This is a genomic window from Candidatus Spongiihabitans sp. (assembly GCF_965237845.1).
Taxonomy (GTDB): domain Bacteria; phylum Pseudomonadota; class Gammaproteobacteria; order Arenicellales; family Poriferihabitantaceae; genus Spongiihabitans.
This window is the reverse complement of sequence record NZ_OZ250154.1, coordinates 2489676-2513949: the sequence shown is the minus strand read 5'-3', so window position 1 is coordinate 2513949 and position 24274 is coordinate 2489676. Positions and strand designations below refer to the sequence as shown.

The window sequence follows — 24274 nt, the reverse complement described above, 5'->3', positions numbered from 1 at the left end:
TATTCAGGTCATAAAAATTTAAGCGCCATACAATTTGTTAGTGCAAATATAATCCCACACCGAATGTGGCACCATCGTACTGACATCGATGCCCTGGGCGATGCCATATCTTATTTCCGTTGCCGACACCGGGTTGGGTTCGACTTCGACCAGGCAAATTTTCCCGCACTCAAATTGTTTTAGATCTTCAATAAATTCAGCACGACCCTGTTGCCACCAATCCGGCAATGGTTCTGGAATTTCCCAGCCCGGACGCCGCACAATAATAAAATGAATCGAATCCAGTAATTCTCGCCACCGATACCAACTATCGAGTCCCGACAATGCGTCAATACCCAAAATAAGACAATATCGTCTGGAGGAATCCTCCGTTTGCAGGGATTTTACCGTATCGTAAGTATAGGAAGGCGTTGCGCGTTTAAGTTCACGGTCATCAACATCGAACCGCGGATAATTTGCAATCGCCAGCGACACCATCTCCAGTCGCTGTTGGGCGCTGGCATCAGGTTGATCACGATGGGGCGGGACTGCGGCCGGGATAAAGTAAACCCGCTCAAGGGCGCATTTTTCAAAAACGGTGGTGACGGTTTCAAGGTGACCATTATGCACCGGATCAAAAGTACCGCCGAATATACCGTAAAGAGGGTTAGCCATTAATAATCAATATAATACTTCGCATCCCTTATATTTTAAAGGAACGAGCACGAGCATGAATTCAAGAGCCAACTTAAATACAGCCTATACTCGATGCCACGTTCAAAGAATAACTAAACGAGGTGTACTTCGCATCCCTTATATTTTAAAGGAACGAGCACGAGCATGAATTCAAGAGCCAACTTAAATACAGCCTATACTCGATGCCACGTTCAAAGAATAACTAAACGAGGTGTACTTCGCATCCCTTATATTTTAAAGGAACGAGCACGAGCATGAATTCAAGAGCCAACTTAAATACAGCCTATACTCGATGCCACGTTCAAAGAATAACTAAACGAGGTGTACTTCGCATCCCTTATATTTTAAAGGAACGAGCACGAGCATGAATTCAAGAGCCAACTTAAATACAGCCTATACTCGGTGCCACGTTCAAAGAATAACTAAACGAGGTGTACTTCGCATCCCTTATATTTTAAAGGAACGAGCACGAGCATGAATTCAAGAGCCAACTTAAATACAGCCTATACTCGATGCCACGTTCAAAGAATAACTAAACGAGGTGTACTGGCGGCTCTCAATATCATCCGTTAAATTACCGCGGATTAAAATCACTGACAAGATAAGGTCAGCCTATTCTTCAATTAACGGCATAATCTCGCTTTATCATTATTTTCATTGGCGCCCCTCCGTTAATCAGGATTAGCCCTAAAAGATTTAGATACGGTCAGCAAGAGCGGTAGCGGCGACTATAGTCAGAATTCCCAAACCCAAGTTGACTGCAACCAGTTTTCGAATCGTTCCAAGAGCGTAAGCGGCAACTTCCCATTTTTCTTGTTCGACGCCACGACAAAGATGTCGAAATGGCGCGACGCATACGAACTTAAAAATCACTATCATTATTACCGCCAGCCCAAGCATCGCATAAATATGATTGCCGATATCAGAAAAACCGCCCATTAAATAAATCATATAAAAACCGGTGGCCAATAAAACGATAATACAAAACCAGACCCAGGGGAAAAACTTTTTAAATATCTTGGCCCAAATAGTAAGGCGCTGGGGAGCGTCGATGGTTACGAGCACAGGCCGAAGCAGAACATACGCAAAAAACATGCCTCCGACCCAGATAACCGCAGCTAGAACATGAAACATGAGGGCCAGAGAATGCATAAGGGAAAGCATAAACGATTTTAGGATTGAGCCAATAAATTAACTGTAAATTAACTGCGTGTTTCAGTGATTTCAGTTCGCCAGCGTACATTACCGCGGGGTTTCACCGAACCAAACGACAGTGTCCGGGAAACATCCCGGGTCTGGCTTGGAGGGATTTTCACAATGATACGCTGGTCTTCCTGGCCGATAACCTGGCACCCGTCTTCAGAATCCCCCGAATCTTGCGGACAATCCCACAGGGTGATACTGACCGTTGTTTCTTTCAATGTTACAAACTCATGGGTATTAATCAACCGCGCATTAAATCGAAAGCCGTCACCATAAGCTGGCGTGAAGACCTGGTTTTCAATTGTAATGTATTCAACGGGTAGTTTGGAACGATTCAGTTGGGCGACCTCATTGGTGGTAAAAACAATGACCAGCGCGCCAATAACCAACACACCTAACACACCAAACGCAACTTTCGGATAGAACCGAGACATATAGAGAAGAGCGGCCACAATCACCACCAATAAAACCCATTGCATAGCTGTTACCGATAAAATAATTTAATCAACTAAACAAGATAGCGGTTTAGACACAAATTCTCAACAAAAATTTTAAACACCGCAGACATTTGATCTGCCTACCGACGGCTCTTGCGAGGTGGGTTGTAGCCACCATGTTAAGATTACAAGCGGTGAGTACAACCCTGCATTGCTGGATTCCCGCCTGCGTGATGTAATGCGGGCACCCGCTTAGCCCGTTCGTCATTATCGGGCTTGACCGATAGTCCAGTCAAACACCGGCGGCGCAAGCCGTGCCAACAATCCCTGGTCAGAGAAAAATCCCTTCGCGCCCTGCGTTTTACCCATAAATTCCGTAAGGGCGGGTTATAAGTATTCCCCTATGAAAGCCGAACGGGTTGCAGGCCCTCCTACGCAACCTTCCCATCACCACCTCCGACCAGAATGGGGGTTGGAATAAGTTTTCGCCAATCCAATTAACTGGTATTATCTCCAGCATTAAACACGCATAACGTGGGCAGAACTATTTCGATACAAATTTTGAGTAAATTCGACCGGAAATTCGACCTGAGGCAACTACGCAATGCCTTTGGGACATTTCTTACCGGTGTCACTGTGGTGACTTGCCGGGAAGAAAGCGGGATTCCACGCGGTTTTACCGCTAATTCATTTACATCGGTTTCACTGCGCCCACCGATGTTGTTAATTTGTGTCGATAAGACGGCGGAAAGTTTCGATGTATTTACTCAATCGGAAGGGTTCGCAGTCAATATTTTGGCAGAAACCCAGGTTGAAACTTCGGGGCTATTTGCTTCAAAGTGCGCGGATAAATTTGACATTGCAGATTGGTCAGAAAGTGAAAATGGCAATCCCATATTGGAGGGCGTGTGCGCCTGGTTTGATTGCAAACGTGACCAGGTGATCGATGCTGGCGATCATATTATCTTGATTGGACGGGTCGAGTCCTATGACTATAACGGAAACATGGGCCTTGGTTATGTTCGGGGCGGTTATTTAAGCCTTGGGCTGGAACAATCCGCGCTTGAGGCCGTTAGCGGCGATGCTGAGGTAATTGTCGGCGCGATTGTCGAGTACGATGGAAAAGTTTTACTGATCGAAAATGCCGTTACCGGGAAATTGCAGGTGCCCGCCAGTGGATTGGATGGCGCCTCCGGTTCGCTTGGCAAATTACAAAACTACTTGGCTCAGTTGGGAATTGGTATATCACTGAGCGTTCTGTTTGCTGTTTTTGAGAACGAGAAAACCGGGCAGCAGTCAATTTATTATCGCGCGAAAGCCGATTCCGATTTGGCTGGCAATAAATTTTGGTCATTCGATGAAATTCCGTGGCTGCGTATTGAGTCGGATGCGATTAAAATAATGCTGCAAAGATATATTGATGAATCCAAACGCCAACGCTACGGAATATATTTCGGTAGCGACCGTGACGGCGCAATTGAAACATTGCGGTAACTATTGCTCAGGACAAAGCCCAAATAACAACCTGCCCATAACAACCTGAACACCGAATATCCCGACCAGACATCATATCCAGACGAGACATCGGCATGAAAATATCCCTGTTTGCTCATATGGAGCGCAATGACCCGAATCAGTCCTATGTGGAACTATATGCTCAGTTTTTGGAATTGTGCGAAATGGCCGATCGGGGCGGTTTTAGCGGGATATGGGTGGGCGAGCACCATGGGATGGATTTCACCATTGCGCCGAACCCGTTTGCACAACTATGCGACCTGGCCAACCGAACATCAAACCTCAGGCTAGGGACTGCTACCATAGTCGCACCATTTTGGCATCCCATCAAATTGGCTGGAGAAATAGCGATGGTGGATATCATCACCGGCGGGCGGCTTGAAGTAAGTATTTCAAGAGGCGCTTATGAATTTGAATACGAGCGCCTGTCACCGGGCTTGGATGCCTGGACAGCGGGAGAAATGTTGAGAGAAATTGTCCCGGCAATCAAGGAAATCTGGAAAGGTGATTATGCCCACGACGGCAAACACTGGAAGTTTCCTGCGGTAACTTCAGTTCCTGCGCCAATGCAGGATCCTCATCCGCCGTTATGGATTGCCGCCCGAAATCCCGACAGTCACGATTTTGCAGTGGCCAGTCAATGCAATGTCCAGGTGACGCCGCTATGGCAAAATGATGGTGAAGTGGCAGATCTGATGGACAAATTTAATACCGCCGTAACAAACAATCCCAATGTGCCGCGCCCAAAAATTATGGTGCTTCGTCATACATTTGTGGGCGCGAATGAGGCTGACCTAAGCCGTGCCGCAGAAAAACTCAGCGAATATTACTGCGTCTTTGGTGCCTGGTTCAAGAATAGCCGACCGGTACACAACGGCAGAATTGATCCATTGTCCGCCGAAGAGCGCGCGCAGATCGAAATGTTTTCACCCGATAATATGCGCGCCAATAATATCGTGGGCAGCCCGGATAGGGTTATCGAAAGACTGAAACACTATGAATCTCTGGGCTACGATGAATACGCTTTTTGGATTGATACGGGAATGAGTCACGATACAAAAAAGAAATCGCTACAGTTATTCATTGATGAAGTGCTGCCGGAATTTTCCTGAGCGGCCAGGGGATGAATAAAATACGGCATGAATAAAAAAGTGCATCAGGGCAGCCGTTATCGGTTAGTGGGCGATCCATCAGCCAAGCCGGTATTGGCGCTTATTCATGGCGTTGGTCTGAACCAGGATATGTGGTTGCCCTGGATACCAATTCTGCAACCGGACTTTTGTGTCTTGACCTTTGACCTTTTAGGTCATGGGCAGTCGCACAACCCTGCCGGCCACAGAACCGCCATTGATTTTGCCAACCAACTGCATGAATTGCTGGCGCATTTAGAGGTCGATCGATTGGCGCTGGCCGGGTTTTCGTTGGGTGCGCTGGTCAGCCAAACATTTGCTTCGCTGCATAGCGTCCGTTTAACGCATTTAGTATTGCTGCACAGCGTCTATCAACGCACAGAAGAGCAGTGTCATTCAGTACGAGAACGTTACCAAATTACCCAAGATCAAGGCCCTATGGCGACAGTGGAACTGGCCATTGCCCGTTGGTTTACAGAACCCTATCGACTCGCGCATGAGGAAGAAATGGATCAATTACGAGAAATATTTTCCAAGCATACTGATGATGGTTACCTGAAAGCATACTATCTTTTTGGCCACGCCGAAGCGGAAATGCAAAACTACCCCCTTGAGCAGGTTAATTGCCCGGCGTTGGTGGTTACCGGCTCTGATGATGTGGGCTCCACACCGCCGATGGCTGAGGCGTTGGCTCGGGATCTACCCAATGCCGAATTAATCATTAACCCGGGCCACCGTCATATGGGCCCGTCGGAATTTGCTGAAAAGATGGCCAATCAAGTGCTATCATTTCTAACCACTCATGGTTAAAACCAAGACGAGCAAGCCAAAATGAGTAAAAAAATAGCACAATACCAACATTATATTAATGGCCAGTGGGATAATGCCTCTGACGGCGCCACGCTTACCACCATCAATCCATCCAACGAAGAAGTTTGGGCGGAAGTGCCGGCGGCCAGTGAAGCAGACGTTAACCGCGCCGTCGCGGCCGCTAAAGCCGCGTTGCACGAAGGCCCATGGGCAACCATGACGGCCACGGCCAGGGGTAAGCTGCTGCGTCGATTAGGCGACCTCATTATCGATAAAGCAAACCACCTCGGCGATATCGAAACCATCGATAGCGGAAAATTACTGAAAGAAACCCGCGGTCAAACCGGTTATGTGTCGGACTACTATTATTATTTTGCTGGCATGGCCGACAAAATCGAGGGCGCGACCCTGCCTATCGATAAACCGGACATGCAGGTGTTTACCACACGGGGGCCGATCGGCGTGGTTGCGGCAGTCGTCCCGTGGAATGCCCAAATGTTTTTGACTGCCACAAAACTGGGGCCGGCACTGGCTGCGGGTAATGCGGTGGTGCTGAAAGCATCTGAAGATGCACCGGCGCCGATGTTTGAATTTGCAAAAATTGTTGACCAGGCGGGTTTCCCGCCCGGTGTGATAAATGTGATCACTGGTTATGGCGAGCCTTGTGGTCGTGCATTAACCGGGCATCGGGATGTTGCGCGGGTGGCCTTTACCGGCGGACCAGAAACCGCTTCCAGAGTCATTCAAAACACCAGTAATAATTACGCCGTGGTATCTCTGGAACTCGGTGGCAAGTCGCCAATTCTGGTGTTCGATGATGCGGACCTTGAGGGCGCGGTAAATGGCATCATCGCCGGAAATTTTGGGGCCGCGGGTCAAAGTTGTGTAGCCGGGTCTCGGGTTTTTATCCAGCAAGGCATTTACGACCGGATTGTCGCTGCTCTGGTGGAGCGTGCACAGAAAATTCGCATTGGCGACCCGCTCAAAGAGGATACCGAGATGGGCCCGCTGGCGACAAAAGCACAAGTTGATCGCATTGTTGCCGCAATTGGGAAATCCCAGACTCAGGGCGCGGAGTTGCACCACGGCGGCAAACAACCCGAGCAATTTGATAAAGGTTATTACTTTGAACCGACGATTCTCGGCTGTCCAAGCCAGGAAATCGAGACCATGCAAAACGAAATGTTTGGCCCGGTTCTGAGCGCGATGAAGTTCAGCGACGAAGACCAAGGCATTGCCATGGCCAACCATACCCGCTTTGGGCTCGGGGCCGGGATATTCACGGAAAACCTGGCCAGAGCCCATCGGGTAAGCTCAAAAATTCGCTCAGGCATTATATGGATCAATACCTATCGGGCAGTGTCTCCAATCGCCCCCTTTGGCGGATTTGGTCACAGCGGTTTTGGGCGCGAAGCGGGAATTGAATCTGTGCTGGACTACACCCGGACTAAAACCGTCTGGATTAGCACCTCCAGCACACCCATGGCAAACCCTTTTGTCATGCGGTAATCGAACAGCGTCCTGAGCGACGGCGCTCCTGTTCGACCGGAGTCCCTGAAAACGCTCGTATTTGTACAACATGTTCAGGGTGCTTTTTTTAGTCTATGCGAGGATAGGGTTTGGGCGGAAATAAACAGCGTTACCGACAACTGGCATTAAAAAAACCGGAAGCATATGAGGATTTTCCATTCAAACTGGATGTGGCGGTCTATAAAGTGCGCGGGAAAATGTTTGCCACATTATCCCGAGTGAACGGCATTTGGAATATGAATCTAAAATGTGACCCCAACCAGGCGCAATTATTCAGGGAAATTTATGATTCGGTCATTCCAGGCTGGCATATGAACAAAAAACATTGGAATACGCTTTTGCTGGACGGGTCGATACCGGAAAATGAAATCCAATACATGATTGATCACTCTTATATGCTGGTAGTGAACGGGCTAATGAAAACTGATCGGCAATACTTGGCGTTAAGATATAGTGAACTGGAACTTTATGGGCTATCCACTGATCGAATGTGGCACGAAAGTGGACCGAGTTTGAAGTAATCATGTTTGCGGTAACTGGATAATAACGGTAAACTGGGCAGACTCAGTTTAAGGCAGACCGCGATGCAATTTTTTAGTTTCATTGATGACTCCCAGGCGAAAACTGTTCACCATGCGTCCTTAGAGATACTGGAGGAGGTAGGGCTGCTGGTGCGAAACGAAAAAGCCCGGCATCGATTTGCCGAGTTTGGCGCTCAGGTCGACCCTGGTACCGAGATCGTGAAAATCCCGTCTACGGTGGTTGAGCATTTCCGCTCAATGGTGCCGCCGATAATTACGTTTCATGCGCGCGATCCTGATTACGACATTACTTTTCCGAGAGAGCTGCCAGTCATCGCTACCGCGAGCTCGGCGCCGGATATTGTCGATCCGGTAAGCGGGGTTGCTCGTCGAGCCACTTCGCACGATATTGCGAATATCGGGCATCTGGTTAATCACTTGCCTGGATTTGATGTGTTTTCCATATCCGTATTGGCAGATGATGCCCCGAAAGATCAATTCAGCCTGTCGCGCTTCTACCCGGCTTTGAAGAATTGTATAAAACCGGTGCGCACCTCAGTCATTGATGTGCGTGAAGCACGGCAGGTGCTGAAACTGGGGGAGCTGATTGCCGGATCGAAAGAAGCATTTTGGCAACGCCCGTTCATTAACTTCGGTTACTGCTCCATCGTCTCGCCCTTGACCATGGACTACGACAGTACCGAAATGCTGATGTTTTACGCAGAGAAGGGTATCACTGCATATGGCACCATCGCGCCGATGGGCGGACTCAGCACGCCGTTGACCTTGTCCGGGATGTTGACATTAATGAATGCAGAATGGTTGGCAGCGGCGACCTTGGCACAAATGTCCAGGCCCGGGACCTCGCTGATCTACAATTTCCTGCCGGTTTTTGCAGATATGCGAGATGGCGCCTATGCGCCGGGGGCAATCGAGATTGGGATGATGAATGCCGCAGTGTGTCAAATGGGGAGGTATTATAATGTCCCTTCGGGGGGGTATCTGGGGCTGACCAACTCGAAGATCAGCGATGCCCAAACCGGGTTTGAAAAAGGCATGTCACCGCTGTTGGGCGCGGTATCCGGGGTCGGATTCATCGTTATGGGCGGGTTATTGGATGCCTTGATGTCGTTTGATTTTGGGCAGGTTGTGATTGACAACGAAATTGCGCTGATGATTAAGCGGGTCCGGCAGGGATTCGATTTTCCCACAGAAAACATGGCGCTGGACGAAATCAAGAAGACCGGGCCGGCGGGGGTGTTTGCCGCCAACCCTGAAACTCTGGAGCGGATGACCACCGCTACCTTTATGCCGGAAATAGCGGATCGAAAGTTGCGTGAAACATGGCTTGAAGAAGGGGCTTCCACTACCCACCAACGGGCTATGAATAAGGCGCTTGATATCCTGTCGACGACCAATACTGCCGCGTTGGATGAACCGGTGGATGCACAGATACGCGCCGAATTCGATGATCTGGTTAAGGGTGATTCAGCTCTGCCTGAGGGCTGGGTGCGAACCTTGGCGGTAAAAGAGACAACCCGGAAACGGCGCGTTAATCGACGTCGCCTAGCGAGCTGAATTTCCCAAGCAGCATGAACAAACAATGCCTTCCCTCTCACGCATAGTCGTTATTGGCGATGGCAATTCGCGCAAGTATGGCCGGCCGCTTAGGCGATGTGGATTGGCGCCGACCAGGCGAGCAAACTCCTAATGAGTTTGTGTCGTTAACAAGCCGTGGCGATTGGAATAGCGATTGAAGCCGAACCAACACAATCACCGACCTTTCATAGGTGAGCAACCTTGGTTCGGATACACCTTGGGTTAGGCGGCGTGTTCCAGACGCCGCCTAACCGCCGCCATCCGTGGCGGCGACCCACATTGTCAGGTTACCCGCATTCCAGGCACGGCCCCCTCATCCGGGTTAAGCAGATACAGATCCTCTCCGCCGGGCCCGGCACACAGAACCATCCCTTCGGACACGCCAAACTTCATCTTCCTCGGCGCCAGGTTGGCGACCATCACAGTCAGTCTGCCGTCTAATTCTTCAGGGCGGTAAGCCGACTTAATTCCGGCGAATACATTGCGGGTTTCGCCGCCAAGATCGAGGGTTAATTGCAACAATTTATCCGCGCCGTCAACCTTTTGCGCTTTCAGGATTTTTGCAATGCGTAAATCCAGTTTGGAAAAATCGTCAATATTGATTTGGCTGGCAATAGGTTGGTCAGACAGTGGCAATTTAACTTTATCTGACACTTTCTCCGCGTTTTGATCTTTTCCCTGCTCCGTCTTGGTTTCATCTACCATCTTTTGGATTGCCTTGTTTTCGATTCTGGTCAATAAAGGCTTGAAACGATTGATTTCGTGGTCCAGCAACGGAGTCAGGCTGTCGCCCCAGGCCAATGGCGAGACCTTCAAAAATCGTTCAACGTTTTCCGCGGTGCGCGGCAAAACCGGTTTCAAATAGATTATCAACAAGCGAAATAAATTGAGACCCTGGGTACAGACAGGCTGCACTTGCGCCCTGGTTTCATCCTCCCTGACCAGAACCCAGGGCTTTTGGCGGTCGATATACTGGTTCGCCTTATCGGCTAAAGCCATAATCTCTCGCACTGCTTTGCCATATCGTCTCGCCTCGAAAGATTCCGCAATACTATTTCCTGCAGCAACAAATTGATCGAACATCTTTTGATCGGGCAGGGAATCGCTTAACTTGCCGTCGAAGTTTTTCGAAATAAAGCCGGCGCAGCGGCTGGCGATATTGACCAGTTTGCCAACCAAATCGGAATTCACCCGGGTTTGAAAATCGTCCAGATTGAGGTCTAAATCGTCGATAGAATTATCCAATTTACCGGCAAAGTAATAGCGCAGATATTCAGGATTGAGGTGATGTAAATAAGTGCTGGCCATAATGAAAGTGCCTCGGGATTTGGACATTTTCTGGCCGTTGACCGTTAAAAATCCATGCGCCCATACCCCATCCGGGGTGCGAAAATCCGCGCCATACATCTGTGCCGGCCAGAACAGGGTATGGAATCGGGCGATATCCTTGCCAATGAAGTGATATAGCTCGCAATCGCTTCCCACTTGAAAGTATTCATCGAAATCCAGGTTTTTTCGGTCGCACAGGTTTTTGAAGCTGGCCAGATAGCCGATCGGGGCATCCATCCATACGTAAAAGTATTTGCCCTTTTCGCCCGGAATTTCAAAGCCCCAATAGGGGGCATTGCGGGAGATATCCCATTCGAACATTTCTTCGTCGAACAATTCTTTTTGCTTGTTGGCGATTTCTTTTTGGGTATGGCCATTGAGCCAATTCAGGATAAAATCCTTGAAATCACCGAGTTTGAAGAACAGTTGTTCCGATTCACGCTGCACCGGCGTGGCCCCCGAGACCACAGATTTTGGATCAATCAAGTCGGTTGGCGCGTAAGTGCTGCCGCAAACTTCGCAATTATCGCCATATTGATCCGCGGAGTTGCATTTGGGGCAGGCGCCAATGACAAAGCGATCGGGTAAAAACATTTGTTTTTCCGGATCGAAAAGCTGTTTTATGGTTCGTCGGGTAATATGCCCTTTGTCATTGAGTCGCTGATAAAACAACTCGGAAAAATATTTATTCTCCGCAGAATGAGTGCTGTAATAGTTATCAAAAGAAACCAGGAATTTATCAAAATCACGTTTATGCTCTATGCCGACTCGATCGATTAGTTGCTGGGGAGTGATGCCTTCTTGCTCCGCTTTCAGCATTATCGGCGTTCCATGAGCATCATCGGCGCACACCAGATAACATTCGTGTCCGCGCAACCTTTGAAAACGAGCCCAGATGTCGGTTTGAATATATTCCAATAAGTGGCCCAGATGGATTTGGCCGTTGGCATAGGGCAAGGCGCTGGTGACCAGGATTTTTCTTGTGGCTGGGGGGGGGGTAATTGGTTGTGTCATGGAAGCAGAAACATGTAACTAGCAATAATGTAAAAAACATATTCCTCCTCATAAATAGTAACGTTTTGCATCGTAGCGGGTATCGCAATATTCTTTATAAGTCATCTCTGTTTGTTGACAGTTCTGCTCGAAATATACCTCTATCTCTCCAACCTCTTAGATAACCACCTCGCAAATTGTTTAATATATCGGATGATTCAGTAAATTTATTGGCGTTCCATTCTTTAATTTCGCTATCACCGTTCATTTTGGAAAGTTTAATATATGCCCTTTTATTTTTAATAAGCTTTTTTTTGAACTTACTTGCTTTATTAATTGGGTAATAAATAATTTCAAGATTAGCAGCCCTTTCTATAGACTCTTCTTTTATATAGTTCATTGGTTTTGGTTTTATATTGCTTTCATTTTCGTAAAAATCTAATATCCTTTCAATAACTTGTGATGGCGTTTCAAAGCCTTCAACGTATGCAGCAAGACGTTGGTATAAATGTTCTGTAATTCTAATTACTTGGCTCATGTTTGTAATCTCCAATTTGGTAATTATTGTACAGCGCAAACACGACAACTAGCATGAACATTGAAATGAGTCCAAAAAAGCAAGACGTAAAGATAGGTCCAAGGGAAATGAACATATTGGAAATAGCTTTAATCAAACGTGAAAATGCTCCACCCCCACTATATCGAACTGGGTCAGGCCATTCTAATATTGAGTAGTAAAAAAATATTGTTCCCGATATTAATAAAGTGCACAAAAACAAAATGTAAGTATGGACAATACGTAATAATGCACAATATTTATTATTACCAACACTTAGAGTTATACCAAGTCTGTACCTTTTTCCAGTTCATTATTTAGGAGAGATAAAAGCTTACTTAGAGAGTCTTCTTGAGTCATTGAATTACCTATATAACGTTTGAATTCAGACACCGCTTTGACGGTCGTCTGGAACGAATTGTTTGAGGCTTAAATTAAAATTCATGCTTAACATGTATTTTAAAATCATACTTGGCTCCGCCACTTTTGACATCTTTCATATAATTACGCTTATTTGATGATATTTCAAAATCTACCCACTTCCCCTGCTTTATTCTAAACACATTACTAATCTCTTCAAATGTATTTGCTGATATTTTTAAACAAATACATCCATTCACTTTATTCAATAATAAATACAAGTCGTTATCAAATTTTGTCAATGGTATGGTAAACCACCAAACATCTTTTTTATTATTTATATTTGCAAAGTGTGTATTTTTCATCGTTAAAATTTGTGATTTTGAGTGTTTATTTATCACGTTTATTGTTTCGTTCTTTGTCATGTTACTATCATCCAGTTTTTATGTTCGCGTTAAAAAATTATATGTACTAAGTGAAACTATGTAACTATGCTGTGTCTTTGCCTTTATGTCAAGAATTTCTAAATTTATCTGATTACTAAATTCGGCATAATTTAAGCTGGTATTCTGCAAAAATCTTGATAGATCAATAAGATATGAGAAAAACCAATGCTGACACTTAATTATGCACCTTCTCTTTTCCCAGGCATTAACATAACAACACCCAAAACCCAAGGAATAAAATATGCAGGGTCAAAACTGAAATTATTACCACACATAATTTCGCTCCTTGATGGACTGGAAGTTCAAACGATTTTTGATGGCTTCGCTGGGACAACTCGTGTTTCACAGGCTTTCGCACAACTCGGATACAAAATAACGTTATCTGATATTTCAGATTGGTCATATGTTCTGGGCGTGTGTTATTTACAAAACCAGAATTCACCATCCTACTATAATGAGCTTATTGAACATCTGAATTCCATCAAGGGCCGTGATGGGTGGTTTACAAAACACTATGGGGGCATGGTTGGTGATGATGACAGTGCAATACAAAAGGATGGAAGTAAAAAACCTTGGCAAATTCATAATACAAGAAAGTTAGATGCAATTCGTGATGCGATAGACGATCTTGAACTTTCTGAAGTAGAAAGAGCGGTGGCACTAACTTCATTGTTACTTGCGATGGATGTGGTGGACAGCACATTAGGGCATTTTACTTCATACCTGAAAAAATGGTCCTTTCGTTCATTCAAGGATATGCGATTGCAAGTGCCAAACTTATTTGTTAATGACAAAGATAATATCGTTATAAAGGATGATATTTTCAACGCAAATAAAATTGTTGAAGCAGATTTTGCATATTTTGATCCGCCATATGGCTCAAATAATGAGAAAATGCCGCCGTCAAGGATCAGGTATGCATCTTATTACCATCTTTGGACAACAATTATTAAAAATGATAAGCCTGAATTGTTTGGGAGGGCGATGCGTAGAAAGGATAGCTCTGATCGGGTTGCAGCCTCGGTATTTGAGGAGTTTAGGAAGGACGAGTCTGGGAATTATATTGCGGTCAATTCCATAGATAAACTGATTGAAAATGCCAATGTCCGTTATGTTGCTTTGTCTTATAGTTCAGGGGGGCGGGCGATTTCGGAACAATTAAATACGGTGTTAACAAAGCATGGAAAACTAATCAAAACAATTGAACTTGATTACAGAAAGAACGTAATGGCAGATATGAAATGGACAAATGAGTGGCTAAAAGACACTCAAGAACCCAACCGTGAATTCATTTTTCTAATTGAGAAATAGCTCTAACAAGGTGCTACACTTGATTGCCTCCAGTGAGTTAACTCAGTCATTAAAATGAAAAATTTGAATCAAGAGACGGTTGAAGAAATTTTAAGCGGTGTTATCGACCCCCATACTAGCCAGGATCTGGTGTCGAGTAAGGAGGTAAATGAAATTACGGTTGACGGCGATAAAGTGAGCATCGATATCGTATTGGGTTATCCGGCAAAGAGCTGGGAGCCCGAGTTGATCAAGATGATTGAAGCAGCTATGATTGAAGCGGCGGTCGAAGGGGCGACGGTCACGGTTTCGTCCAATACCGTCTCCCACGAAGTGCAGGAGGGGGTAAAACCGATGAAGGAGGTCAAAAATATTATCGCCGTGGCATCGGGCAAAGGCGGCGTCGGCAAATCAACGCTGTCGGTGAACTTTGCATTGGCGCTCTCAGCAGAAGGAGCCAGAGTCGGCATTTTGGATGCGGATATTTACGGGCCAAGCCAACCTCGGATGCTGGGCATAAGCGGCCAACCTCAATCCAAAGACGGCAAGAGCCTGCAGCCGATGAACAGTTATCATATCCAGGCCATGTCGATCGGGTTTTTGGTGGATGAGGAATCGCCGATGATTTGGCGCGGCCCGATGGTTACCCAGGCGCTGGAGCAGCTATTGAATGATACCCGATGGGATGATCTGGATTATTTGATTGTGGATATGCCGCCTGGCACCGGTGATACACAATTGACTCTGGCGCAAAAAGTGCCGGTGTCCGGTTCAGTTATCGTCACTACGCCCCAGGATATTGCCCTGATCGATGCGCGCAAGGCTTACAAGATGTTTGAGAAAGTTGATATTCCGGTGCTGGGCGTGGTGGAAAATATGAGCACACACATTTGTTCTAACTGCGGCCACGAGGAGCATATTTTTGGAGCCGGCGGCGGCAAAAGCATGGCACAGCAGTATGGGACAGATTTCCTCGGCGAGGTTCCCCTGGACCGATCAATCCGGGAAAATGTTGATGGTGGTCGCCCGACACTGGTGGCTGACCCGGATGGTGTGATTTCTGATAACTACAAATTGATTGCCCGCAATGCCACGGCAAAACTGGCTATGCGTAAAAAAGATTTCAGTTCAAAATTTCCTAATATCGTAATCCAGCAGAACTAGTCATGTCCATTAAAAGCAATGCCCATTAAAAACAATGGCCATAAAACCTGATCGGTGGATTCGGCAAATGGCTGAAACCGAAGGCATGATAGAGCCATTTGAGCCTGAGCAGATTCGCGAGTCCGAAAACGGCCGGGTGATCTCATATGGGACATCGAGCTACGGATACGATATTCGGTGTTCCACCGAGTTCAAAATTTTTACCAATATCAATTCGGCAATCGTTGACCCAAAGCAATTCGATGCAAGCAGTTTTGTGGATTTTGTTGGCGATGTTTGTATTATCCCGCCGAACTCATTTGCCTTGGCGAGAACGGTTGAGTATTTTCGTATTCCACGAAATGTTTTAACGATATGTTTGGGGAAAAGCACTTATGCGCGCTGTGGAATCATCGTCAACGTCACCCCATTTGAACCTGAATGGGAAGGGTATGTTACGCTGGAATTTTCCAACACCACGCCGTTGCCGGCCAAAATTTATGCAAACGAGGGTATCGCCCAGGTGCTGTTTTTCGAATCCGATGAGCCCTGCGAAACCTCATACCGGGATCGAGACGGTAAGTATCAGGGACAAACTGGCGTCACCCTGCCAAAGGCCTAAACTAAAGATGCCCCCAAGGATTTAGATCCTGGACCCCCAAGAAAGATCAATCTATGTATAGCGCAACGACCATTTCTGAATATCTTGCGCTGTTGGATGAGGCTATCTTCGAACTTGAAGAAATGGCGTATTGTGTAGGCGAAGAGCCTGATGATGAATTGGTGGATCTGGCGCCCCACTGTCAGCAAATTGCGGATTACATCAAGTCATTGAAACAGAATATCAGACGGGGCGATCACAAATTTGGTGATAAGGAATTAGAGTACGTTCCATTGGTTCGTCGCCTAAAGAATGTGTTGCCTTTTTATGGATTGCTAAACGATATCAATCGAATTCATCTATGCAGTGACTTATGCAACTCCGATTAATTCAAAATTTCCTTAGAAACTCAGGGACAAGCAAAAGAATGCTGGACCACTATACTGAAGGTTGTTTAAATTGACAATAATCGCTAACTTGCAAACCACTGCGGCTGGCTTCGACGGCAAGAACTTAATCAATTACGGTCGCTATCCGATCGCGAATGCGGGACATTCTGTGCGACAAAAGATTATTGAAAAAGTAAAATCTGACCTGGCTGATGATGGCTGCGCGTTGCTGGATGGGTTTTTAAACGAATTTGGTCTTGGAATAATTCTAAACGAAGCACTGGAGAGGCGAAGCACAGCATATTTTTCCAACAATAATCGAACCAACGCCTATTTCTCGACGCCTGATCCATCCCTGCCGAACACCCATCCGGTTAATATTATGATGGACCGCACCAACGGCTTTATTACCAGCGATCAATTTGAACCGACCACTAACGCCTGTCAGTTTTATCATTGGCATCCATTGCTCAGGTTTTTGGCGGATTGCCTCGACAAAGACCAGTTGTACATTTATGCCGACCCGATCTCAAATATGATCATAAACGTCTGCTCCCCCGGAACACAATTTAACTGGCACTTTGATACCAATGAATTCACCATAACCATGTTATTGAAACCCGCATCCAGCGGTGGTTATTTTGAATACGCGCCGGCAATACGCACTGCGGATGATGAAAATTACACGGGTGTCGCTGAGGTTTTGAAGGGTAAAAGTGATCGGGTCAAGCGACTGCAATTGAAACCCGGCGACTTGCAATTTTTCCTTGGCCGATATGCCCTGCATCAGGTTACGAAAAACACCGGAGACGACGACCGCCTGCTGATAATCATGTCATTCACAGAGCAACCCGATGTAGTAGGCAGCAAGCAACGTGTTAAACAACTGTATGGGAGGCTGGCAAAAGCCCATCACCAGGACCGATCACGCAATGACAATCTTATGGATTGACCGCTATTGGTTGCACACATTCGTTGTCATCTCGACCATAGCGAGAAATAACCTGGTGTTTCCGTGCTTGACTGCGAAGCCCGCTACAGATGACATGTAGCCACTTTTTCAACTGCCACGAAAACAGGGTCTGGTTGTGAGCGAGTCTGGCGCGCATAAAAACGTATTGCAAATATGCCCGTCTTTATGTATATCAGTGGAACACATCGTGTTTTTTGAACACACCATATCGAACAGTTTTGCAGCGTTATAAATCAACCTCGCCTGAGACCTGAAAATGACCGCCAAAAACCTGCCATTCGAAAGATCTGAATATGACATGCGGTTGGATCGCGTGCGCAACAGCATGGCTGAAAAATTCATGGACACCCTCATCGTAAGCGACCCATCGAATATGTCCTGGCTAACCGGGTACGATGGCTGGTCATTCTACGTTCATCAGTGCGTGATTCTATCTATGGACGGAAATCCACTTTGTTTTGTGCGCTCCCAGGATGCCAATGGCGCCTATCGAACTGTTTGGATGTCCGATGACGATGTGCATGGCTACGACGAAAAACTGGTGCAGAATTTACCCCTCCACCCGATGCAGGAACTGGTCGACGTACTAAACGACCGCGGTCTTGCCGCCGGACGTATTGGCGTGGAAATGGACAATTATTGGTATTCCGCCCAGGCCCATGTTGAATTGGTTAATGGACTGACTGAGGCAACGCTGGTTGATGCCACCGGATTAGTCAACTGGCAACGCGCCATAAAAAGCGAACAGGAAATCCACTACATGAAAATTGCCGGGCAAATTGTCACTAAAATGCACCACCGCATTTTAGAGCGCATCGAGCCCGGTCTGCCTAAGAACGAAATAGTGGCTGAAATTTATCATGCCGGCTGTACTGGCATTGATGGGCATGGCGGCGATTATCCAGCTATTGTGCCATTGGCGGCATCCGGCGTGGATGCGTCAGCAGCCCATTTAACCTGGAACGACCAGCCATTTAAGTCCGACGAGGGCACTTCCTTCGAAATCGCCGGTTGCCACAAACGTTATCACTGCCCAACCGCGCGCACCATTTTTCTCGGCAGCCCGCCTCAACGGTTTCTTGATGTAGAAAAAGCCGTCGTGGAAGGCATTAACGCCGGACTCGAAAAAGCCAAACCGGGCAATCAGTGTCAGGATATTGCCAATACCTTCTGTTCGATACTCGAAAAACGCACCGGCATTAAAAAACAAAGTCGCTGCGGTTACCCCATTGGCATATCCTATCCACCGGACTGGGGCGAACGCACCATGAGCTTGCGTCCTGGCGATCAGACTCTTTTACAACCGGGCATGACCTTTCATTTCATTCCTGCGGTTTGGCGGGATGACTGGGGCATGGAAATTACCGAAAGTTTTGTGGTCACTGAAAACGGCGCTGAAACGCTGTCGGATGTGCCGCGGGAATTGTTTATAAAAAAATGACGGCATGGTCGATTTATATTATCGAAGCAAACGATAATTCGTATTACACCGGCATTGCCACCGATGTGGAACGGCGGTTTGAGGAGCACGCCGGCGGCGAGCATGGCGCCAAGTATTTTAACGGCAGAACGCCAATCAGAGTGGTCTATCAGGAAGATGGGCATACACGCAGTAGTGCCGGTAAGCGAGAAATCGAAATAAAAAAACTAACCCGCTGCCAAAAAGAAACGCTGATTGTAAGCCACCCACGAGTATGAAAAGGTGGGGGTGAAGCAGGCTTCACGGCTATACCGTGCTGTACGGCCGTGACATGACGTGATATGCGGCACCTTCACCGTTTTATCGAGTGGGATAACCCCGTCATTTATCCAACTTTTGCGAATGGCCGATTTGAAGTAGCCTGGCCGGCGGTTCAGCGTTATTGTTCGGGAGGGTGTATGAGTAATACGGGAATTTTTGCTTTTTGGGCTAACAGATCGGCTATATTCCTGAAAAAGAAGCGAGTTACACCGACACGGGCACGGGTGGACATCGCCACGAGATTGATTTTACGCTTGGTGATTACACGCAAAATTGCTGCAACCGGATCTTTGCCAAAATCCACCACAATTGAGATCTTATAGCCCGCTTCCTTGAGACGGTTAGTTACCGACATCAGTTCGGCCTCGACATGGGCTTTTATGCTGTCTTGCTGCTGGGAAGCATAAATGGGGTGGAGTGTTGGTTTTACCGGTTTATCGCCAGGCATCGGTACATAACCAGCCCCTAAGTCGGGTTCACCAAAGCCACTGCCACCGGGTGGCTTGGTCACAAAAAATAAAATTAACTCATTCTCGTTAGCAGAAATAAATTTTTCCACATGAGGTAATATTTTTTGGCTAAGCGTGGATTGATTCAGAGGAATCAGGACTTTATTCTTGGACATGACCAAATCCTCCTGATAACAATCGTAAAATTAGTATGTGCCATGAACGGAATTATAAAACATTTGTTTTCAGTAGGCAAAGCGTAAATTCGGCATTGAGTGGCTGAGAAAATACGCCATTGCATACATAACTTCGATCGATGCACCGTCATTCAACTCAGTGCTGTGAATGCCGATTGTGCTACCATTATCAGCAACCGGAAGGGGCCGCCCGGAGAGTCCCGGCTAGAAATACAAACAACTGGACACAATGATGAAAATGCAAAAACACTGGTATCTTGGTTTTTTAGGCTTGATCGGAGTTTATAAATTTCCCTCTGCACTTGATTTTTTCCAGGGGTTCGGCCAATGGTGGGAGTTACTCAATTTACTATGGTTGATATGGTTTCTATACTTTATTCCTGAAGGAAAAAAGACGAGAATTAAAAGCGGCTAAAAATGAACGCTATTGACGCACAATTTGCGGCTTTTGCAGATACGTTTGAAGCGCTCGAGTTAATAGGCTTGATTTTTCTATTGGCCATCGTGTCGGAAACGCTTTGGGATATCTTTACCGGTCAACGTAAAAAACTCGGTGAGACGTTTGCAAATTTTGCAATCGCGCTCGGCAATCATTTTCTTGAACGGACGCTATATGGCTTGGTCTTTATTTTAGGCTTGTTCCTGATTGCGCCATTTGCACCTTTTTCGATTCCAATAACCTGGTGGAGTTGGATATTGGCGCTGATTGCGGCTGATCTGACTTACTATTGGATGCATCGATGGGAACACGAGATTCGTATTCTATGGGCCTATCACAGTGTTCATCACTCGTCATCCGAGTTCAATCTGACCACCGGGCTTCGTCTAGCCTGGGTTGAAGGCTTAATCGAATGGGTGTTTTTTGTTCCGATGATCCTGCTTGGGGTTGACGTTGTTCAGACGATAATTGCCCTAGTCATTGTGGTCGCCTATCAGACCTGGATACACACCGAAAAAATAGGAAAATTAGGATGGGCCGACCGTATCTTTAATACGCCTTCCGTGCATCGCGTCCACCACGGGTCTAACAAGAAATACATTGATAGAAATTATGGCGGAATATTGATTGTTTGGGACAGGCTTTTCGGAACCTATCAAGCAGAAGAAGAAAAGGTTGTCTATGGATTAGCTTATCGGCTTGGCACCTCAAATCCGATAATGATTAACTTGCATGAGTATTGGCAAATCATCAAGGATGCGCGTCGTTCAAGGAATATTCACGAGCTTTTTGGATATGTTTTTCGACCGCCAGGATGGAAACCAAAGAACCACTTGCAAAATGTATGATTGGCAAAACAAATAATTCGCGCTGATTTTTTCGCTGCGCGCACATTCCTAACGCGACAACGATCGTCCCGGCAAATCAATCCTATAAACAGTCCCAAAAAATGACCGCCCCGATTAACGAGTATCTAAAAGCGATTGGCGCGCTTGCCGATAGCGAAGCCACCGAATTCAGTTTTCGCACGCCCGTGGAAAATATGCTGGAAACGTTGGCGCCGCTGGGTTTCAAAATCCTGCAAGAACCGTCGCGCATCCGCGACATTGGCGCGCCGGATTTTTTGATTACCAATCGGGCCGCGGCGACCGTCGGTTATGTGGAATGCAAGAAGCCCGGCGAAAATCTGCAAGTCCTTGCAAAAAGCGCGCAAATGGAGCGATACCGCAGCTTGTCGCCCAATATCATCTTGACCGATTATTCTCGGTTTATGTTGTTGCATGACGGCAAGGTGATACGCGAGGAAATGTTATCAAAGCAAGCGGATGCGAAGCAAAAAGTCGTCGAGTTAATCACTCAGTTTTTCACCGCCGACGCGCAAAAAATCGGCACTGCCAAAGATCTGGCAAATGCGCTAGCGGTGCGTTGCGGATGGTTGCGGCATCGCCTGGAGCAAAGTTTGCGCCACGAGCAAACCAGATTGCATGGGCTGATGAGTGCGTTCAAGGAGGTGATTTACACTGATATTGACAGCGACCAATTTGCCGACGCGCTGGCGCAGACACTGGTTTATGGGTTGCTCATGGCGAAACTCAAAGCGCCGGACGATGCGGCGGTGGATTTATACAATGTGGAAAAATTCATCCCGCAAAACTTTGCGTTAATCCGCGAAATCACCGGCTTCCTGAAAACTATGGAAGAATCCGACCACGCCGAAATCAATTATCTGGTGCAGGATATTCTGGCCACCGTGAACGCCATGGACCGCGCCGCGGTAACCGAGTCGATGTCGTATCGAAACCGCCGCGGGCTTGGCGATGAAGACGATCCATATATTTATTTTTATGAAAATTTTTTGGCCGCCTACGATACCAAATTGCGCGAGCAGCGCGGCGTTTATTATACGCCGCCGCCAGTGGTGCGGTTTATCGTGCGCGCCGTGGACAAGACTTTACGAACTTGCTTCAAACTTCCCGCCGGGCTTGCCAATGAGCAAGTAACAGCGTTGGATTTTGCGGCCGGCACCGGCACCTTTTTGCTGGAGATGATGCGCCATGCTCTGGAAGGAAAGGACAAATCCAAGCGCAACCAAATCGTACGCTGGCATCTGCTGAAAAATTTCCACGGTTTTGAATATCTGATAGCGCCATATGTGATCGCCCACCTTAAATTGTCGCAGTATTTGACCGATGTCGACGCAACGCCGCAACGCGATGAGCGCATCAATGTATTTTTAACCAATACGCTGGAGCAAATACCGCAACAGGTCAGCATTCCGTTTATGCCGGCGCTTACGCGAGAAACCGAGCAAGCGCAGAAGATCAAGGAGAAAGAAATACTGGTGATTGTCGGCAACCCGCCGTATTCGGGACATTCGCAAAATAACAGCGACTGGATTACAAACCTGATTGAAGAGTATAAAAAAGTGGACGGGCAGCCTCTGGGCGAGAGAAATCCCAAGATGTTGCAGGACGACTATGTGAAGTTCATTCGTTTCGCCCAATGGAAAATGGAGCAAGCGGGGCAAGGCATGGTCGCCATCATCACCAATCACGGCTTTCTCGACAATCCGACTTTTCGCGGAATGCGCCAAAGTCTGCAAACCACTTTTGATCGCCTCTACTTTTTAGATTTGCACGGCAACGCCAGGAAAAAAGAAACCGCCCCCGACGGCGGTCAGGACCAAAATGTTTTTGATATTCAACAAGGCGTGGCAATCAGCATATTGATTAAAAAGCCCGGCTTGGATAAAGGCGTCTTCCACGGGGATTTATGGGGCGAGCGCGCCGCCAAATATCAGCAATGCGCCGAGCAGTCCATTGAAAGCATTCAATGGAAAGAGATCAAGCCGGTCGCGCCATTTTATCTTTTTATTCCGCGCGATAACAAATTAGCCGGGCAATACGAAAAACTGCCATCCATCATCGATATTTTTCAGAGCAACAGCACCGGCATAAAATCCCATCGAGATCATTTCGCTTTCGCTTTCTGTGCCGAAGAAATAAAAGCGCGGATTAACAAAATGATCGACGCAAACATCGGCACCGAAGACCTGCGGGAAATTTATAATGTTAAGGACACGCGCGATTGGAAACTGGACTGCGCGCGCCAGTCGCTTATCAACGCGCATTCGTTTGACGATTTTCTTAGGCCGTGCCTGTATCGCCCGTTCGATATTCGCTGGTGCTACTACGGCAAGGAAACGATGGATCGCCATCGCCCCGGCGTTATGCGCCATATACTGGCGGGAGAAAATTTAGGGCTTGCAACCGTGCGGCAAGTCAAGGCGGGTAAAACTTGGCAGCATTGCCTTGTTTCAACTCATTTAATTGAGTCAACTTTTGTTTCAAATAAAACCGGAGAGATAACTTATCTATTCCCCCTCTACCGCTACGACGATGAAATGGGCGAAACTATCCGCCACGAAAACTTAAAACCGAAATTCCGCCAATGGATTGATGCGCGTTATGGCGAAAAATTTCCGCCTGAACAAATCCTCGGCTGTATCTACGCCGTGCTTCATTCGCCCGACTATCGTCAGCGTTATGCGGACTTCCTGCGTATGGATTACCCGCGCATCCCGTTCCCGTCGGCGCAATCCGAATTCATCCGCCTCGCCGCCATCGGCAACAGCCTCATCGCCGCCCATCTCCTCAAGGCCAACTGCTACGGCGAAATAGAACTGCGTGGCGAAGGCACTGCCCACAGGGTAGAAAGAATCCACCACGACCCAACCACCAACCGCCTACACTTCAACAAAACCGAATACCTCGCGCCGCTCGCAGCGGCAGTATTCAACTTCCAAATCGGCGGCTACCGCCCGCTGGAGAAATTCCTCAAGTCCCGCAAAAACCGCGTCATAACCAAAGACATCGACACTCTGGAAAAAGCCGCCAACGTCATCGCCTTCACCATTGAAAAAATAAAGGAGATTGACGGCTAACCAGA

22 protein-coding genes are annotated in these 24274 nt (G+C 47.1%); 15 read left to right on the top strand and 7 right to left on the bottom strand.

Annotation, left to right across the window (positions count from 1 at the left end):
* Nucleotides 1-18: 18 nt before the first annotated feature.
* The 3 genes from nadD to ACPXXB_RS12005 form a co-directional block, all read right to left on the bottom strand.
* Nucleotides 19-654, bottom strand: a complete 636-nt coding sequence (gene nadD / locus ACPXXB_RS12015; protein WP_423907721.1) for a nicotinate-nucleotide adenylyltransferase — start codon at nt 652-654, stop codon at nt 19-21.
* A gap of 717 nt (nt 655-1371) precedes the next feature.
* Nucleotides 1372-1839, bottom strand: a complete 468-nt coding sequence (locus ACPXXB_RS12010) for a CopD family protein (RefSeq protein ID WP_423907719.1) — start codon at nt 1837-1839, stop codon at nt 1372-1374.
* A gap of 38 nt (nt 1840-1877) precedes the next feature.
* Entirely contained in the window at nt 1878-2357 is a 480-nt protein-coding gene (locus ACPXXB_RS12005) for a hypothetical protein (protein ID WP_423907717.1), read from the bottom strand.
* 519 nt (nt 2358-2876) lie between these two features.
* Here ACPXXB_RS12005 and ACPXXB_RS12000 point away from each other — a divergent pair.
* The 6 genes from ACPXXB_RS12000 (at nt 2877) to ACPXXB_RS11975 (ending at nt 9399) form a co-directional block, all read left to right on the top strand.
* Nucleotides 2877-3809 carry a flavin reductase gene (locus ACPXXB_RS12000; protein WP_423907716.1) on the top strand — a complete coding sequence of 311 codons (933 nt, stop codon included), beginning with the start codon at nt 2877-2879 and terminating at the stop codon, nt 3807-3809.
* Between the two features lie 95 nt (nt 3810-3904).
* Nucleotides 3905-4942, top strand: a complete 1038-nt coding sequence (locus ACPXXB_RS11995) for an LLM class flavin-dependent oxidoreductase (protein WP_423907714.1) — start codon at nt 3905-3907, stop codon at nt 4940-4942.
* Nucleotides 4943-4969: 27 nt separating this feature from the next.
* On the top strand, nt 4970-5770 hold the full coding sequence (locus ACPXXB_RS11990; RefSeq protein WP_423907713.1) for an alpha/beta fold hydrolase: 801 nt from the start codon (nt 4970-4972) through the stop codon (nt 5768-5770).
* Nucleotides 5771-5791: 21 nt separating this feature from the next.
* On the top strand, nt 5792-7279 hold the full coding sequence (locus ACPXXB_RS11985; RefSeq protein ID WP_423907711.1) for an aldehyde dehydrogenase: 1488 nt from the start codon (nt 5792-5794) through the stop codon (nt 7277-7279).
* Nucleotides 7280-7389: 110 nt separating this feature from the next.
* The gene (locus tag ACPXXB_RS11980; RefSeq protein WP_423907709.1) at nt 7390-7821 is read left to right on the top strand and encodes an MmcQ/YjbR family DNA-binding protein; all 432 of its coding nucleotides are present in this window, start codon (nt 7390-7392) and stop codon (nt 7819-7821) included.
* A 63-nt stretch (nt 7822-7884) separates the two neighbouring features.
* Nucleotides 7885-9399, top strand: a complete 1515-nt coding sequence (locus tag ACPXXB_RS11975) for a trimethylamine methyltransferase family protein (RefSeq protein ID WP_423907707.1) — start codon at nt 7885-7887, stop codon at nt 9397-9399.
* 303 nt (nt 9400-9702) lie between these two features.
* Here ACPXXB_RS11975 and metG read toward each other — a convergent pair whose 3' ends face one another.
* The 3 genes from metG to ACPXXB_RS11960 all read right to left on the bottom strand — a co-directional run bounded on the left by metG (nt 9703) and on the right by ACPXXB_RS11960 (nt 13083).
* Nucleotides 9703-11763 carry a methionine--tRNA ligase gene (gene metG / locus ACPXXB_RS11970; protein WP_423907705.1) on the bottom strand — a complete coding sequence of 687 codons (2061 nt, stop codon included), beginning with the start codon at nt 11761-11763 and terminating at the stop codon, nt 9703-9705.
* 94 nt (nt 11764-11857) lie between these two features.
* Entirely contained in the window at nt 11858-12280 is a 423-nt protein-coding gene (locus ACPXXB_RS11965; protein ID WP_423907703.1) for a hypothetical protein, read from the bottom strand.
* A 452-nt stretch (nt 12281-12732) separates the two neighbouring features.
* Nucleotides 12733-13083: a hypothetical protein gene (locus ACPXXB_RS11960; RefSeq protein WP_423907702.1), complete on the bottom strand. Its 351-nt coding sequence runs from the start codon at nt 13081-13083 to the stop codon at nt 12733-12735.
* A gap of 186 nt (nt 13084-13269) precedes the next feature.
* Here ACPXXB_RS11960 and ACPXXB_RS11955 point away from each other — a divergent pair, with 186 nt between their 5' ends.
* From ACPXXB_RS11955 to ACPXXB_RS11925, 7 genes are all read left to right on the top strand, one after another.
* Nucleotides 13270-14415 carry a DNA adenine methylase gene (locus tag ACPXXB_RS11955; protein WP_423907700.1) on the top strand — a complete coding sequence of 382 codons (1146 nt, stop codon included), beginning with the start codon at nt 13270-13272 and terminating at the stop codon, nt 14413-14415.
* A 54-nt stretch (nt 14416-14469) separates the two neighbouring features.
* A complete protein-coding gene (gene apbC / locus ACPXXB_RS11950; protein WP_423907698.1) occupies nt 14470-15558 on the top strand; it encodes an iron-sulfur cluster carrier protein ApbC in 1089 nt (362 codons plus the stop codon).
* Between the two features lie 34 nt (nt 15559-15592).
* Entirely contained in the window at nt 15593-16159 is a 567-nt protein-coding gene (gene dcd, locus ACPXXB_RS11945; protein ID WP_423907696.1) for a dCTP deaminase, read from the top strand.
* Nucleotides 16160-16212: 53 nt separating this feature from the next.
* Nucleotides 16213-16527 carry a hypothetical protein gene (locus ACPXXB_RS11940; protein ID WP_423907694.1) on the top strand — a complete coding sequence of 105 codons (315 nt, stop codon included), beginning with the start codon at nt 16213-16215 and terminating at the stop codon, nt 16525-16527.
* A gap of 70 nt (nt 16528-16597) precedes the next feature.
* Nucleotides 16598-17479, top strand: coding sequence for a HalD/BesD family halogenase (locus ACPXXB_RS11935; protein ID WP_423907692.1), 882 nt, complete (start codon nt 16598-16600; stop codon nt 17477-17479).
* A 277-nt stretch (nt 17480-17756) separates the two neighbouring features.
* Entirely contained in the window at nt 17757-18941 is a 1185-nt protein-coding gene (gene doeA / locus ACPXXB_RS11930; RefSeq protein ID WP_423907691.1) for an ectoine hydrolase DoeA, read from the top strand.
* Nucleotides 18938-19198 (top strand): GIY-YIG nuclease family protein, encoded by a 261-nt coding sequence (locus tag ACPXXB_RS11925; RefSeq protein ID WP_423907689.1) that lies wholly within the window; start codon nt 18938-18940, stop codon nt 19196-19198. Before doeA ends, ACPXXB_RS11925 begins: the two co-directional genes overlap by 4 nt.
* A gap of 161 nt (nt 19199-19359) precedes the next feature.
* On the opposite strand, the gene ACPXXB_RS11920 is transcribed toward ACPXXB_RS11925, so the two are convergent.
* Entirely contained in the window at nt 19360-19866 is a 507-nt protein-coding gene (locus ACPXXB_RS11920) for a universal stress protein (protein ID WP_423907688.1), read from the bottom strand.
* A 438-nt stretch (nt 19867-20304) separates the two neighbouring features.
* Between ACPXXB_RS11920 and ACPXXB_RS11915 the strand changes: the two genes are divergently transcribed.
* Together ACPXXB_RS11915 and ACPXXB_RS11910 are read left to right on the top strand one after the other, a co-directional pair.
* On the top strand, nt 20305-21174 hold the full coding sequence (locus ACPXXB_RS11915) for a sterol desaturase family protein (protein WP_423907687.1): 870 nt from the start codon (nt 20305-20307) through the stop codon (nt 21172-21174).
* A 101-nt stretch (nt 21175-21275) separates the two neighbouring features.
* On the top strand, nt 21276-24269 hold the full coding sequence (locus ACPXXB_RS11910; protein ID WP_423907685.1) for a type ISP restriction/modification enzyme: 2994 nt from the start codon (nt 21276-21278) through the stop codon (nt 24267-24269).
* Nucleotides 24270-24274: the final 5 nt, after the last annotated feature.

Excerpts from the sequence above, each read along its gene's own strand:
- nadD (WP_423907721.1), bottom strand. The coding sequence starts at position 654 with ATGGCTAACCCTCTTTACGGTATATTCGGCGGTACTTTTGATCCGGTG.
- ACPXXB_RS12010 (WP_423907719.1), bottom strand. The coding sequence starts at position 1,839 with ATGCTTTCCCTTATGCATTCTCTGGCCCTCATGTTTCATGTTCTAGCT.
- ACPXXB_RS12005 (WP_423907717.1), bottom strand. The coding sequence starts at position 2,357 with ATGCAATGGGTTTTATTGGTGGTGATTGTGGCCGCTCTTCTCTATATG.
- ACPXXB_RS11995 (WP_423907714.1), top strand. The coding sequence starts at position 3,905 with ATGAAAATATCCCTGTTTGCTCATATGGAGCGCAATGACCCGAATCAG.
- ACPXXB_RS11990 (WP_423907713.1), top strand. The coding sequence starts at position 4,970 with ATGAATAAAAAAGTGCATCAGGGCAGCCGTTATCGGTTAGTGGGCGAT.
- ACPXXB_RS11985 (WP_423907711.1), top strand. The coding sequence starts at position 5,792 with ATGAGTAAAAAAATAGCACAATACCAACATTATATTAATGGCCAGTGG.
- ACPXXB_RS11975 (WP_423907707.1), top strand. The coding sequence starts at position 7,885 with ATGCAATTTTTTAGTTTCATTGATGACTCCCAGGCGAAAACTGTTCAC.
- metG (WP_423907705.1), bottom strand. The coding sequence starts at position 11,763 with ATGACACAACCAATTACCCCCCCCCCAGCCACAAGAAAAATCCTGGTC.
- ACPXXB_RS11965 (WP_423907703.1), bottom strand. The coding sequence starts at position 12,280 with ATGAGCCAAGTAATTAGAATTACAGAACATTTATACCAACGTCTTGCT.
- ACPXXB_RS11960 (WP_423907702.1), bottom strand. The coding sequence starts at position 13,083 with ATGACAAAGAACGAAACAATAAACGTGATAAATAAACACTCAAAATCA.
- ACPXXB_RS11955 (WP_423907700.1), top strand. The coding sequence starts at position 13,270 with ATGCTGACACTTAATTATGCACCTTCTCTTTTCCCAGGCATTAACATA.
- apbC (WP_423907698.1), top strand. The coding sequence starts at position 14,470 with ATGAAAAATTTGAATCAAGAGACGGTTGAAGAAATTTTAAGCGGTGTT.
- dcd (WP_423907696.1), top strand. The coding sequence starts at position 15,593 with ATGGCCATAAAACCTGATCGGTGGATTCGGCAAATGGCTGAAACCGAA.
- ACPXXB_RS11940 (WP_423907694.1), top strand. The coding sequence starts at position 16,213 with ATGTATAGCGCAACGACCATTTCTGAATATCTTGCGCTGTTGGATGAG.
- doeA (WP_423907691.1), top strand. The coding sequence starts at position 17,757 with ATGACCGCCAAAAACCTGCCATTCGAAAGATCTGAATATGACATGCGG.
- ACPXXB_RS11925 (WP_423907689.1), top strand. The coding sequence starts at position 18,938 with ATGACGGCATGGTCGATTTATATTATCGAAGCAAACGATAATTCGTAT.
- ACPXXB_RS11920 (WP_423907688.1), bottom strand. The coding sequence starts at position 19,866 with ATGTCCAAGAATAAAGTCCTGATTCCTCTGAATCAATCCACGCTTAGC.
- ACPXXB_RS11915 (WP_423907687.1), top strand. The coding sequence starts at position 20,305 with ATGAACGCTATTGACGCACAATTTGCGGCTTTTGCAGATACGTTTGAA.
- ACPXXB_RS11910 (WP_423907685.1), top strand. The coding sequence starts at position 21,276 with ATGACCGCCCCGATTAACGAGTATCTAAAAGCGATTGGCGCGCTTGCC.